Genomic DNA, 12656 nt, shown 5'->3' on the forward strand with positions numbered 1-12656 from the left:
CGTCGGAGGAAGGGCACGGGGCGCTCGGACGGGGCGATCGGCGGACCGGCGGCCGGGGGCACGGCCCACTCGTCGCGCACCCTCACCGCAGGGGCGGGCGGCGAAGGACCTGCCCGCCGGGTCTAGGGCGCGGGATCGGCGGGGTGCGGTGCCACCAGCGGCAGCTGCGAGGCCAGGCGCTGTTCGCACAGCTCGACCAGGCGGTCGTAGCCGGCCTTGCCCATCAGCTCGGTCAGCTCGGCACGGTAGGAGACGTACACCGGCTCGCCCGCGCCGTGCGCCGAGGACGCCGAGGTGCACCACCAGTGCAGGTCGTGGCCGCCCGGACCCCAGCCCCGGCGGTCGTACTCGCCGATGGAGATCTGCAACACCCGCGTGTCGTCCGGCCGGTCGATCCAGTCGTACGTCCGCCGGATCGGCAGCTGCCAGCACACGTCCGGCTTGGTCTCCAGCGGCTCCCGGCCCTCCTTGAGGGCGAGGATGTGCAGCGAGCAGCCCGCGCCGCCCGCGAACCCGGGCCGGTTCTGGAAGATGCACGACCCCTGGAAGGGGCGCGTCTGCCGGGAGCCCTCCTCGTCCTCCGACACCCACCCGCCCCGCGTGCCCTCGGCGTGGTGCTCCCAGATGTCCGGCGTGAGCCGGGCCACATGCTCGGCGACCCGCTTCTCGTCGTCGTCGTCGGAGAAGTGGGCGCCCAGCGTGCAGCACCCGTCGGCCGCGCGGCCGCTCTGAATGCCCTGACAGCCGCTGCCGAAGATGCAGTTCCAGCGAGAGGTCAGCCATGTCAGATCGCAGCGGAACACCTGCTCGTCGTCCGCCGGATCAGGAAACTCCACCCAGGCGCGCGCGAAGTCGAGCCCCTTTTCGTCGCTCACCTGCCGGCCCTTCCCGGACGTCGACGCCTTCGCCTGCGAAGAACCCTTCGATCGCTTGGAGGATTTGTCGTCCTTCGCCTTTTTCGTCTTTGGCACCCGTCCAGGGTAAGTGGCCCGGGCCCGGTGCGGGGACCGGGGAAGTGCAATCTGGCAGTAGCGTTCCGTACATGAGACTCGGTGTCCTGGACGTTGGTTCGAACACAGTGCATCTGCTGGTGGTGGACGCCCACCCCGGCGCGCGCCCGCTGCCCGCGCATTCACACAAGGCCGAACTGCGGCTCGCCCAGCTCCTCGACGACGGCGGCGCGATCGGCGACGAGGGCATAGCGAGGCTGATCGCCGTCGTCCAGGACGCGCTCCAGGCCGCCGAGGACAAGGGCGTCGAGGATCTGCTGCCGTTCGCGACCTCCGCCGTCCGCGAGGCGAGCAACGCCGACGACGTCCTCACGCGCGTGGCCGACGAGACCGGCGTACGGCTCCAGGTCCTCACCGGCGAGGAGGAGGCCCGGCTGACCTTCCTCGCCGTCCGCCGCTGGTTCGGCTGGTCCGCCGGGAAGCTGCTGGTCCTCGACATCGGCGGCGGCTCCCTGGAGATCGCCTTCGGCATCGACGAGGAGCCGGACGCCGCCGTCTCGCTGCCGCTCGGCGCCGGCCGGCTCACCGCGGGCTGGCTGCCCGGCGACCCGCCCGACCCGGACGACGTGCGCGCGCTGCGCCGCCACGTCCGCGCCCAGATCGCCCGCACGGTCGGCGAGTTCAGCCGCTTCGGCGCACCCGACCACGTCGTCGCCACCTCCAAGACCTTCAAGCAGCTGGCCCGCATCGCCGGCGCCGCCCGCAGCGCGGAGGGCCTCTACGTCCAGCGCGAACTCAAGCGCGAGTCCCTGGAGGCGTGGGTCCCGCGCCTGGCCGGCATGACGGTGGAGCAGCGGGGCGAGCTTCCGGGCGTCTCCGAGGGCAGGGCCGGCCAGCTGCTGGCGGGCGCGCTGGTGGCCGAGGGCGCGATGGACCTGTTCGGTGTGGAGAGCCTGGAGATCTGCCCGTGGGCCCTGCGTGAGGGCGTGATCCTCCGGCGCCTCGACCACATGGGTTCCGACTAGGGACCGCGCACCCGCCCGCATGGCAAACCTCACAACGGCGAACAGGTACCCGACACCCCCGCCACCGCACGCCGTAAGGTGACGATCGTGGCTGAACCAAGGGACGTACCCGTCGCGCTGTCGACAGCCTCCGTGTACCCGGAGTCGACCGCGACGGCCTTCGAGATCGCCGCGCGCCTGGGTTACGACGGCGTCGAGGTCATGGTGTGGACCGACCCGGTCAGCCAGGACATCGAGGCGCTGCGCCGCCTGTCGGACTACCACGGCATCCCGATCCTGGCCGTCCACGCCCCCTGCCTGCTGATCACCCAGCGGGTCTGGTCCACGGACCCCTGGGTCAAGCTGCAGCGGGCCCGCGCGGCCGCGGAGAAGCTGGGCGCCTCCACCGTCGTGGTGCACCCGCCGTTCCGCTGGCAGCGGCAGTACGCCCGGGACTTCGTCGCGGGCGTCTGGCGGATGGCCGACGAGACGGATGTGCGGTTCGCCGTCGAGAACATGTACCCGTGGCGCTACCGCGACCGCGAGATGCTCGCCTACGCCCCGGACTGGGACGTCACGCACGACGACTACCGGCACTTCACGATCGACCTCAGCCACACGGCGACGGCCCGCGCCGACGCCCTGGACATGGTCGACCGCATGGGCGACCGGCTCGGCCACGTGCACCTCGCCGACGGGCGGGGCTCGGCCAAGGACGAGCACCTGGTCCCCGGGCGCGGCACCCAGCCCTGCGCCGGGCTGCTGGAGCGCCTGACCCACTCCGGTTTCGACGGCCATGTCGTCATCGAGGTCAACACCCGGCGGGCGATGTCCGGCGCCGAGCGCGAGGCGGACCTCGCCGAGGCCCTGGCCTTCACGCGCAAGCATCTGGCCGCCGCGGTGCGGGTGCCCCGGCGATGAACGAGACCACGGCCCGCCGCCGGGGCCGTCCGCCGCGCACCGAGTCCGCCGACACCCGTGACCGCATTCTGACGGCGGCCCGCGGGGAGTTCTCGGAACGCGGATACGACAAGACGTCCGTCCGCGGGATCGCCAAGGCGGCCGGGGTGGACTCCGCGCTCGTCCACCACTACTTCGGCACCAAGGAACAGGTCTTCGAGGCGGCCGTGGAGGTCGCCTTCGCGCCCGCGCTGAACGCGCCGAACGCCGTGGCCGAGGGTTCGCTGGACGGCGTCGGCGAGCGGCTGACCCGCTTCATCTTCGGCATCTGGGAGAACCCCACGACCCGCGCGCCGCTGCTGGCGATCGTGCGCTCGGCCGTCAACAACGAGACCGCCGCCGCCGTCTTCCGCCGTCTGATCGCCGCCCAGCTGATGCGCCGCATCGCCGCCCAGCTGGACCTGCCGGACGCCGAACTGCGCTCCGAGCTGGCCGCCGCGCAACTGGTGGGCACGGCGATCATGCGGTACGTGATCCGGCTGGAGCCGGTGGCCTCGGCGGACCCGGAGGAGATCATCGCGCGGCTGGCACCGGTCGTGCAGAACCACCTCACCGGCGCCTGAACCGCCCGGCCGCGACCGGTCCCGAGTCGTGCGGCGGTGCGGCACGGGGCCTGAGCCGCGCGGTGGCTTGGCGGTGCCGAGTCGTGCCGGCTGCCTGGCCGGTCCCGGGGCAGCCGTCCGGCTCGTGGCCTGAGTCGTACGGCCGTCCGGCCCGGGGCCGAGCCGTGCAGCCACCCGGCCCGGGACCGAGTCGTGCAGCCGTCCGACCCTGGGCCCGAGCCGTGCAGCCACCCACCCCGGGCCGAGCCGTGCGGCCCGGGGCCCGCGCCGTGCCGCACGAGACACGCATCCCGCATTCCGGACAACCGTGTCCAGTCCTTGGAGCGGCGGCGTACGCTCGGAGACGGGTCCGGAGTCTCCGGACTCGTCACCAGAAGGTCATTGAAGGAGCGAGCGACGATGCCCGAGCTGAGGTCCCGCACAGTCACCCACGGCCGCAACATGGCGGGCGCCCGCGCCCTTATGCGTGCCTCCGGTGTACCCGGTGCGGACATCGGACGGAAGCCGGTCATCGCCGTCGCGAACTCCTTCACCGAGTTCGTGCCGGGCCACACCCACCTGCAGCCGGTCGGCCGGATCGTCAGCGAGGCGATCACGGAGGCGGGGGGCATCCCGCGCGAGTTCAACACCATCGCGGTCGACGACGGCATCGCGATGGGGCACGGCGGCATGCTGTACTCCCTGCCCTCCCGCGACCTGATCGCGGACTCGGTGGAGTACATGGTCGAGGCGCACTGCGCCGACGCGCTGGTCTGCATCTCCAACTGCGACAAGATCACCCCGGGCATGCTGCTGGCCGCCCTGCGCCTGAACATCCCGACGGTCTTCGTCTCCGGCGGCCCGATGGAGTCCGGCCGGGCCACGCTGGTCGACGGCACGGTCCGCACGCTGGACCTGGTCGACGCGATCTCCGACGCGGTCAACGAGAGGATCTCCGACGAGGACATCCTGCGCATCGAGGAGAACGCCTGCCCGACCTGCGGCAGCTGTTCCGGCATGTTCACCGCCAACTCGATGAACTGCCTCACCGAGGCGATCGGCCTGTCCCTGCCCGGCAACGGCTCGGTCCTCGCCACCCACACGGCGCGCAAGCAGCTCTACGTCGACGCGGCCCGCACGGTCATGGACCTCACCCGCCGCTACTACGAGCAGGACGACGACTCCGTCCTGCCGCTCAGCATCGCCACCTTCCAGGCCTTCGAGAACGCCATGGCCCTGGACATCGCGATGGGCGGCTCCACGAACACGATCCTGCACCTGCTGGCCGCCGCCCAGGAGGCGGGCGTCCCCTTCGGCCTGGAGCAGATCGACGCCGTCTCCCGCCGCGTCCCCTGCCTCGCCAAGGTCGCCCCGAACGTCGCGAAGAACCGCACCTACTACATGGAGGACGTGCACCGCGCCGGCGGCATCCCGGCCCTCCTCGGCGAGCTGCACCGCGCCGGCCTGCTGAACGAGGACGTCCACGCCGTGCACAGCCCGTCCCTGGCCGACTGGCTGAAGACCTGGGACGTCCGCGGCGGCTCCCCCTCCGCGGAGGCGGTCGAACTGTGGCACGCGGCCCCCGGCTGCAAGCGCTCCGCCGAGGCCTTCTCCCAGTCCGAGCGCTGGGAGGCCCTGGACGACGACGCCGAGAGCGGCTGCATCCGCAGCGTCGAGCACGCGTACTCCAAGGACGGCGGCCTGGCCGTGCTCAAGGGCAACCTGGCCGTCGACGGCTGCGTGGTCAAGACGGCCGGCGTCGACGAGTCCATCTGGACCTTCGAGGGTCCGGCGGTGGTCTGCGAGTCCCAGGAGGAGGCCGTCCAGCGGATCCTCACCCACGAGGTCAAGGACGGCGACGTCGTCGTCATCCGCTACGAGGGCCCCAAGGGTGGCCCCGGCATGCAGGAGATGCTCTACCCGACCTCGTATCTGAAGGGCCGCGGCCTCGGCAAGACCTGCGCCCTGATCACCGACGGCCGCTTCTCCGGCGGCACGTCGGGTCTGTCGATCGGCCATGCCTCCCCGGAGGCGGCCTCCGGCGGAACCATCGCCCTCGTCGAGGACGGGGACCGCATCCGCATCGACATCCCGAACCGCACGATCGAACTGCTCGTCGACGACGCCGAACTGGCCTGCCGCGAGCAGGCCCTGAACGGCGTCTACGCCCCCAGGAAGCGCGACCGCAAGGTCTCCGCCGCCCTGCGGGCCTACGCGGCCATGGCGACCAGCGCGGACAAGGGCGCGGTGCGCGACGTGACCAAGCTGGGCTGAGGCCCGTACACCGACAGGGGCCGTCTCCGGTGGGGGCGGCCCCTTCGTGTCACCAGTCGGACGGGTCGCGTGCGTCCACGCCGAACACGGTCCCGTCGGGGGCTGCGGCGTAGACATGGCCGCCGACGACCAGGGGCGCCGGCAGCGCGGCAGGGACCGCGCCCGCGTTCGCGCCGAGGCGCGGCGGGGTCTGCCCCAGCAGCCTTCCGCTGCGGGCGTCCACGGCCAGCAGACGTCCGTCGGCCCCGGTGAAGTACACGTGGGCCCCATCGCCGACCGGTGCCGAACCGCGACTGACGGCCGTCTCGAGATGCCACAGCCGCTTGCCGGTGTCCAGGTCGACGGCTTCCAGCGAGCCGCCGGCGGCCAGGATGTGGACCACGTCGCCGTGCGCGCCGGCCTGGGGAGCCACCCGGGGGACGGGGAGCGCCACCCGGCGCGACGCCTTCGACGCTGGTGTGTAGCGGACCACCGCACGCGTCTGGCCGGAGGTCCTGTCGGCGGACAGGAAGAACAGGGACCCGCGCCCGCTGCCGACGGGCTTCAGCTCCCCGGCCAGCCGTGCTTTCCATCGCACGGCGCCCGTGGCCGGATCCACCGCCGCGACGAGCGTGCGGGTGCCGTCCGGGGAGGTGCTGGTCGCATAGGCCAGCGGGTCCCCGGCGAACGAGACGACGGCCGGCGTGCTGTACCCGGTGATCCGCCGCGTCCACTTCGTGCCGCCCGTCTTTTCGTCCACGCCGGTGACCGTCCCGTCGGAACCGACGAGCAGGGCCGTGCGGCCGGCATACCGGACCGCCGTGCCCTGGGCCAGATGCCGCCTCCAGACCTGGTCGCCCGACCCCGGGTCGAGCGCCGTCAGCGCGTCACCACTGGCGTGCAGCACCCGAGCGGCCGCCACGGCCGGCGGCCCGCTCGGCAACCCGGTGGCGACCGGGTGCCGCCACAGCAGCCGCCCGTCGACGGGGGAGAGGGCGAACACCACGCCGGACCGCGCGCAGACCACCTTCCCTCCGTCGTTCCCTTCGCTGCCCCCGGTGCTGCTCCCTCTGCCGCCCCCTTCGCCGTACGAGCACTGAGGCATCCCCCGGCCCCCGGTCACCGGCTTGGCCGCCCAGGAGGTGGACGAGGCTGCCCCGGTGCGCGGGCTCGCCGCGGCCGGAGGGGACTCGCCGCCGCCCATGACCTGGACCGCGGCCACGCCGGCGACCGCCAGGAGAGCGAGCGCTCCGGCACCCGCGGCCAGCTTCCGCCCGGCACGCTTCCCGACCGACGGCCCGGGCCGCTCGGGCCGCGGGTGCGGAGCCGGTCCGTCGTCCGGCCGCTGCGCCGGTATGAACGCCTGCGTGTCGTACGAGGCGGCCACCGACCGGAGTTCCCGCAGGAGTTCGTCGGGGGTCGGCCGGTCCTCCGGCTCCTTGGCGAGGCACCGCAGCACCAGCGGAGCGAGGTCGTCCGGCACGTCGCTCAGGTCCGGGTCGTCGTGCACGACCTGGTAGGCGACGACGTACGGACTGTCCGAGTCGAAGGGCCCGCGCCCGGTCGCCGCGTGCACCATCACCGACCCGAGCGCGAAGATGTCGGCGGCCGGGCCGACCTCGCGCGGCCGCCGGAACTGCTCGGGCGCCATGAACGGCGGCGTACCGATCAACTTGCCGGTCTCCGTGCGCAGATCGCTGTCCTTCGGCCGGGAGATACCGAAGTCGATGACCTTCGGCCCGTCCTCGGCGAGCAGCACGTTGCTCGGCTTCAGGTCCCGGTGGACCACCCCGACGCGGTGGATGTCGCGCAACGCCTCCGCGAGCCCCGCCATCAGCCGGCGCACGTGAGCCGGAGCCATCGGCCCGTTCCGCTTCACCTCCTCGGCAAGGGTCGGCCCCGGGATGAACTGCGTGGCCATCCAGGGTCGTTCGGCCTGCGGATCGGCGTCGACGACCGGCGCGGTGAAGGCACCGCTCACCCTCCGGGCGGCGGCCACCTCCTGCCGGAAACGTCCTCTGAACTCGGGATCCCTGGCGAAGTCGGCGTGTACGACCTTCACCGCGACCTTCATCCCGGAAGGGCTGTGGGCCAGGTGCACGACACCCATGCCGCCGGACCCCAGACAGGACTCCAGGCGGTAGTGACCGACGTATTCAGGAAGTTCCGCTTCGGCGCCGGTGCCGGTGCTCCTCCACGGCGCCATGGGACCACCCCCGTGCTGTTCGTCCGCGCGCGACGCACGGAGCCTAGTCGAAGAGTCGTCCGGCGCAGAGGCGGCTTGCTAGTCTCCGCCTGCGAGTTGCGAACCTGCGTTCGTGGCTGATTTCAGGACGACAGGCAGGTCCATGGCAGACATGGGCTCGACGGGGGAGGTTTCACATGTCCACTGACCGTGTCGACGAGGCGAAGTCCGGCAATGAGCCCGAGGCCGTGACGGAGGCGGCCGCCACGCGCACCTACCCGGTCGCCCCGGGCGTCCGCCTGAACGTCCGCAGCGGCCCCGGCACCGGCTACGGCATCGTGCGCGTCCTGCCCGAGGGGACCCGCGTGCCGATCTTCTGCCAGACGCCGGGCACGACGGTGTCGGGCTACTACGGCACGTCGAACATCTGGGACAACATCGACAGCGGCGAGTACGTCTCCGACGCCTACGTGCACACCGGCAGCGACGGTTACGTCGCCTCGCGCTGCGGCTGACCCCGCCCGGAGCCCGCCCCCGCCCGGCGCCATAATCGTTTTGTGAGCGACGAAACCGGCACCCCGGACACCCCGGCGGGCTCCTCGGGCGGCGCGGACCGAAGCGGCGGCCCCCGCCCCGAGCCCCTGCGCTTCTTCGGCACGTCCTGGGTGGACCACGACAACGGCTACGCGGCCCGCCGCGCCGGCGTCGCCGCCGGCTCCCTCGCCGCGGCCGCCGTCTCCTGTCTGGTCCTGCGCTTCGCCTTCGAAGGCATCCTGATCGCCGGCACCGGCACGTTCGTGACCGCGCTGATCGTCGTCATGTTCGCGGTCTGCACCGCGCTCGCCTTCGGCAACACCTGGGCCGGCTTCGGCAGGCGCCACGACCCCCAGCGCCAGGCATCCCTGCGCGGCCTGCTCGCCATCGGCTTCGTCGGCTCCCTTCTCGCCTACTTCGTCCGCTCCCTCACCGAGGCCCCCGGCGAGAGGCTGCACCGCGCCGAGTACGACCGGGCCCGCGAGGAGTACGCGCAGCGCACCACCCGCCGCTCGGGCAACCCGTCGAAGAAGAAGCGCCGCCGCTAGCCGAAGCGCCGCCACAGGCGGCCGGCGGCCGAAAAGCGAGGCTCCGCGGCCTCGCCCTCCCACCGGCCGCTGTCCCTTCCGTCGCGCGCCGCCCACCATGGACCGACGGCGCCCGCGCGCACTCCTTCAACGCGGTCGCCGCCCAGTACGCGGCCAACCGCCCCTCCTACCCGCCCGCCCTCTTCGACGCCGTCGAGGAACTGGCCGGACGGTCCCTGTCCGGCGCCAGGGTCGTGGACGTCGGCGCCGGCACCGGCATCGCCACCACCCTGCTGCACGCCCGAGGGGCGGACGTCCTCGCGGTCGAGCCCGGCGAGGGCATGGCCGCCGAGTTCCACCGCACGCGGCCGCACCTCCCGTTGGTCCGCGGCGACGGCAACTCCCTCCCCGTGGCCGACGCCTGCACCGACTTCCTCACCTACGCGCAGTCCTGGCACTGGACCGACACCGCACGCTCGGTGCCGGAGGCGCTGCGCGTGCTGCGGCCGGGCGGCGCCCTTGCGGTGTGGTGGAACACCGACGCCCTCGACATCGAGTGGATCGCGGAGGCGGCCGAGCGCGCCGCCCGCTTCGTCGGCATCGACCTGGCCGCCGAGCAGAGCAAGGCCGGCCGGCGCGCCGAGCAGGCCGACCCCAGCGGCCGCCTCGACTTCACCCGCCGCGAGGTCCGCTGGAGCCGCCGGGTGACGATCGACACCCACCTCGCCAACGTCGGCAGCCACTCGTTCCTGCTCGTCCTGCCCGAGCGGCGCCGGACCGCCTTCCTGGAAGAGGAGCGCGCCCAGCTGCTGAAGCTCTTCCCCGACGGCATCGTCGAGGAGACGTACGACGTGCTCCTGCTCGTCGCCGTCAAGTCCTGACCGCGTGGGGCGCCCGTCGGCAGCGGCGGCCGCCGCTGCCGCGTCCCCCCTTGACGCCCGAGGCCGCCCGGGTCAATTATTCATCGCATGATGAATTATGTGGCGGACCCACCCCAGCCGACCGCCGCCCCCGCCGTCCACGCCGAAGACCTCACCGTCGTCCGCGGCCCCCGCACCGTCCTGCACCACCTCTCCTTCACCGTCCCGCGCGGCCAGATCACCGGCCTGCTCGGACCCTCCGGCTGCGGCAAGTCGACCCTCATGCGCTCCATCGTCGGCACCCAGGCCAAGGTCACCGGCACCCTCGACGTCCTCGGCCACCCGGCCGGGCACCCCACCCTGCGCACGCGCATCGGCTACGTCACCCAGGCCCCCTCGGTCTACGACGACTTGACGGTCCGCCAGAACCTCGAGTACTTCGCCGGCATCCTCGACCCCGGCCGGGCGGCCGCCGACCGGCGCCACGACCACGTCACCCGCGTCATCGCCGAGGTCGACCTCACCAGCCACGCCGACGCCCTCGCCGGCAACCTCTCCGGCGGTCAGCGAAACCGCGTCTCCCTGGCCGTCGCGCTCCTCGGCACGCCCGACCTCCTCGTCCTCGACGAGCCGACCGTCGGCCTCGACCCCGTCCTGCGCCGCGACCTGTGGAACCTCTTCCACGACCTCGCCGCCACCCGCGGCGCCACCCTCCTCGTCTCCTCCCACGTCATGGACGAGGCCGAGCGCTGCCACCGCCTCCTCCTCATGCGCGAGGGCGAGATCCTCGCCGACGACACCCCGGACGCCCTGCGCACCCGCACCGGCACCGACACGGTCGAAGCCGCCTTCCTGCACCTCGTCGACCAGGCCGCCGCCGCGGACCGTCCCAAGGAGAGCACCCGATGAGCACGACCACCCCCGCGCCCGCCGGCGCCTTCAACGCCGCACGCACCACCGCCACGGCCGCCCGCGTCCTGCGCCAACTGCGCCACGACCCGCGCACCATCGCCCTGCTGCTCCTCATCCCGTGCCTGATGCTGGTCCTGCTGCGCTACGTCTTCGACGCCAGCCCACGCACCTTCGACAACATCGGCGCCTCCCTGCTCGGGATCTTCCCGCTGATCACGATGTTCCTGGTCACCTCGATCGCCACGCTGCGGGAACGCACCTCCGGCACCCTCGAACGCCTCCTCGCCATGCCCCTCGGCAAGGCCGACCTCATCGCCGGCTACACCCTCGCCTTCGGCGCCCTCGCCATCGTGCAGTCGGCCCTCGCCACCGGTCTCGCGGTCTGGCTCCTCGGCCTCGACGTCACCGGTTCCCCGTGGCTGCTCCTCCTCGTCGCCCTCCTCGACGCCCTGCTCGGCACGGCCCTCGGTCTGTTCGTCTCGGCCTTCGCGGCCTCGGAGTTCCAGGCGGTCCAGTTCATGCCGGCGGTGATCTTCCCCCAGCTCCTCCTCTGCGGCCTGTTCACGGCCCGCTCCCAGATGCACCCCGTCCTCGAAGCCCTCTCCGACGTCCTGCCCATGTCGTACGCCGTCGACGGCATGAACGAGGTCCTCCACCACGGCGACATGACGGCCACCTTCGTGAGGGACGTCCTGATCGTCGCGGGCTGCGCGGTGCTGGTGCTGGTGCTGGGAGCGGCGACGCTGCGACGCAGGACCGCGTGAGCTCCAGCGCCGCGTTCGAAGGACCGACGTCCCACAGGGACCGGGCGTCCGTCCAGCGGACAGCCGACCCGTGTCCCTCCTCACCGGTGCCAGACTGAACGGCATGAGCCAGAAAGTCGCAGTCCTCGGCACCGGCAAGATCGGCGAAGCCCTGCTCAGCGGAATGATCCGGGCCGGCTGGGCCCCCGCCGACCTCCTGGTCACCGCCCGCCGCCCGGAACGCGCCGAAGAACTCCGCTCCCGCTACGGAGTCGCCCCGGTCACCAACACCGAGGCCGCCAAGACCGCCGACACCCTGATCCTCACGGTCAAGCCGCAGGACATGGGCGCCCTGCTCGACGAGCTGGCCCCGCACGTCCCCGCCGACCGGCTGGTCATCAGTGGAGCGGCCGGCATCCCCACCTCCTTCTTCGAGGAGCGGCTCGCCGCGGGCACCCCGGTCGTCCGGGTCATGACCAACACCCCCGCCCTCGTCGACGAGGCCATGTCGGTCATCTCCGCCGGAAGCCACGCCACCGGGGACCACCTGGCGACGGCCGAGGAGATCTTCGGCGCCGTGGGCAAGACGCTCCGCGTGCCCGAGAGCCAGCAGGACGCCTGCACCGCCCTGTCCGGCTCCGGCCCGGCGTACTTCTTCTATCTGGTCGAGGCCATGACCGACGCCGGCATCCTGCTCGGCCTGCCGCGCGACAAGGCCCACGACCTCATCGTCCAGTCCGCCATCGGCGCCGCCGTGATGCTCCGCGACAGCGGAGAGCACCCGGTCAAGCTCCGCGAGAACGTCACCTCCCCGGCCGGTACGACGATCAACGCCATCCGTGAGCTGGAGAACCACGGCGTACGAGCCGCCCTCATCGCCGCCCTGGAAGCCGCTCGCGACCGCAGCCGCGAGCTGGCCTCCGGCAAGAAGGACTGAGCCCGAGCGGGGGCCGGCCCGCAAGTTGACACGCCTCGGGGTGATCCGTAAAGTGCTCCGAGTTGTCCGACGTGAGCGCCGACTCCGGTCGGTCCCCGGACGACCATTCCGCAAGCACCACCGACTCTCGACGCTCAGGCGCCGACCGCTTCGGCGTGCGTTTTTTGCGAAATGAGGAATCCACGTTCGAAAGGACGGCGACCCCCGATTAGCTCGGGAGTCGGGAATCCGCTAAAGTCTCACTCGTCC

Annotated in this window: 11 protein-coding genes and 1 pseudogene; 10 read left to right on the forward strand and 2 right to left on the reverse strand. The window is 72.4% G+C overall.

Features of this window, described 5'->3' with window-relative positions:
• Window positions 1–122: 122 nt before the first annotated feature.
• On the reverse strand, window positions 123–971 hold the full coding sequence (locus ACLU3S_RS31970; RefSeq protein WP_413955468.1) for a hypothetical protein: 849 nt from the start codon (window positions 969–971) through the stop codon (window positions 123–125).
• A 71-nt stretch (window positions 972–1042) separates the two neighbouring features.
• On the opposite strand from ACLU3S_RS31970, the gene ACLU3S_RS31975 reads away from it, so the two are divergent.
• The 4 genes from ACLU3S_RS31975 to ilvD all read left to right on the forward strand — a co-directional run bounded on the left by ACLU3S_RS31975 (window position 1043) and on the right by ilvD (window position 5730).
• Window positions 1043–1975: a Ppx/GppA family phosphatase gene (locus ACLU3S_RS31975; RefSeq protein ID WP_413955469.1), complete on the forward strand. Its 933-nt coding sequence runs from the start codon at window positions 1043–1045 to the stop codon at window positions 1973–1975.
• A gap of 87 nt (window positions 1976–2062) precedes the next feature.
• Complete coding sequence (locus ACLU3S_RS31980) at window positions 2063–2875, forward strand: sugar phosphate isomerase/epimerase family protein (RefSeq protein WP_413955470.1); 813 nt, start codon at window positions 2063–2065, stop codon at window positions 2873–2875.
• Entirely contained in the window at window positions 2872–3477 is a 606-nt protein-coding gene (locus ACLU3S_RS31985; RefSeq protein WP_413955471.1) for a TetR family transcriptional regulator, read from the forward strand. The genes ACLU3S_RS31980 and ACLU3S_RS31985 overlap by 4 nt, the downstream gene beginning before the upstream one ends.
• A 399-nt stretch (window positions 3478–3876) precedes the next feature.
• Window positions 3877–5730, forward strand: coding sequence for a dihydroxy-acid dehydratase (ilvD, locus tag ACLU3S_RS31990; protein WP_413955472.1), 1854 nt, complete (start codon window positions 3877–3879; stop codon window positions 5728–5730).
• Between the two features lie 49 nt (window positions 5731–5779).
• Here ilvD and ACLU3S_RS31995 read toward each other — a convergent pair whose 3' ends face one another.
• A complete protein-coding gene (locus tag ACLU3S_RS31995; RefSeq protein ID WP_413955473.1) occupies window positions 5780–7915 on the reverse strand; it encodes a serine/threonine-protein kinase in 2136 nt (711 codons plus the stop codon).
• A 176-nt stretch (window positions 7916–8091) separates the two neighbouring features.
• On the opposite strand from ACLU3S_RS31995, the gene ACLU3S_RS32000 reads away from it, so the two are divergent.
• The 6 genes and pseudogenes from ACLU3S_RS32000 to proC all read left to right on the forward strand — a co-directional run bounded on the left by ACLU3S_RS32000 (window position 8092) and on the right by proC (window position 12407).
• The gene (locus ACLU3S_RS32000; protein ID WP_413955474.1) at window positions 8092–8409 is read left to right on the forward strand and encodes an SH3 domain-containing protein; all 318 of its coding nucleotides are present in this window, start codon (window positions 8092–8094) and stop codon (window positions 8407–8409) included.
• A gap of 42 nt (window positions 8410–8451) precedes the next feature.
• Complete coding sequence (locus tag ACLU3S_RS32005; RefSeq protein ID WP_413955475.1) at window positions 8452–8976, forward strand: EamA/RhaT family transporter; 525 nt, start codon at window positions 8452–8454, stop codon at window positions 8974–8976.
• A 110-nt stretch (window positions 8977–9086) separates the two neighbouring features.
• Window positions 9087–9836: pseudogene (locus ACLU3S_RS32010) on the forward strand (class I SAM-dependent methyltransferase); the annotation flags it as partial.
• Between the two features lie 87 nt (window positions 9837–9923).
• The gene (locus ACLU3S_RS32015; RefSeq protein ID WP_413955476.1) at window positions 9924–10724 is read left to right on the forward strand and encodes an ABC transporter ATP-binding protein; all 801 of its coding nucleotides are present in this window, start codon (window positions 9924–9926) and stop codon (window positions 10722–10724) included.
• Complete coding sequence (locus ACLU3S_RS32020) at window positions 10721–11491, forward strand: ABC transporter permease (RefSeq protein ID WP_413955477.1); 771 nt, start codon at window positions 10721–10723, stop codon at window positions 11489–11491. The genes ACLU3S_RS32015 and ACLU3S_RS32020 overlap by 4 nt, the downstream gene beginning before the upstream one ends.
• A gap of 103 nt (window positions 11492–11594) precedes the next feature.
• On the forward strand, window positions 11595–12407 hold the full coding sequence (gene proC, locus ACLU3S_RS32025; protein ID WP_413955478.1) for a pyrroline-5-carboxylate reductase: 813 nt from the start codon (window positions 11595–11597) through the stop codon (window positions 12405–12407).
• Window positions 12408–12656: the final 249 nt, after the last annotated feature.

Origin of the sequence: Streptomyces sp. AF1A, from assembly GCF_047340315.1 — a bacterium.
In the GTDB taxonomy this organism is placed as follows: Bacteria; Actinomycetota; Actinomycetes; order Streptomycetales; family Streptomycetaceae; genus Streptomyces.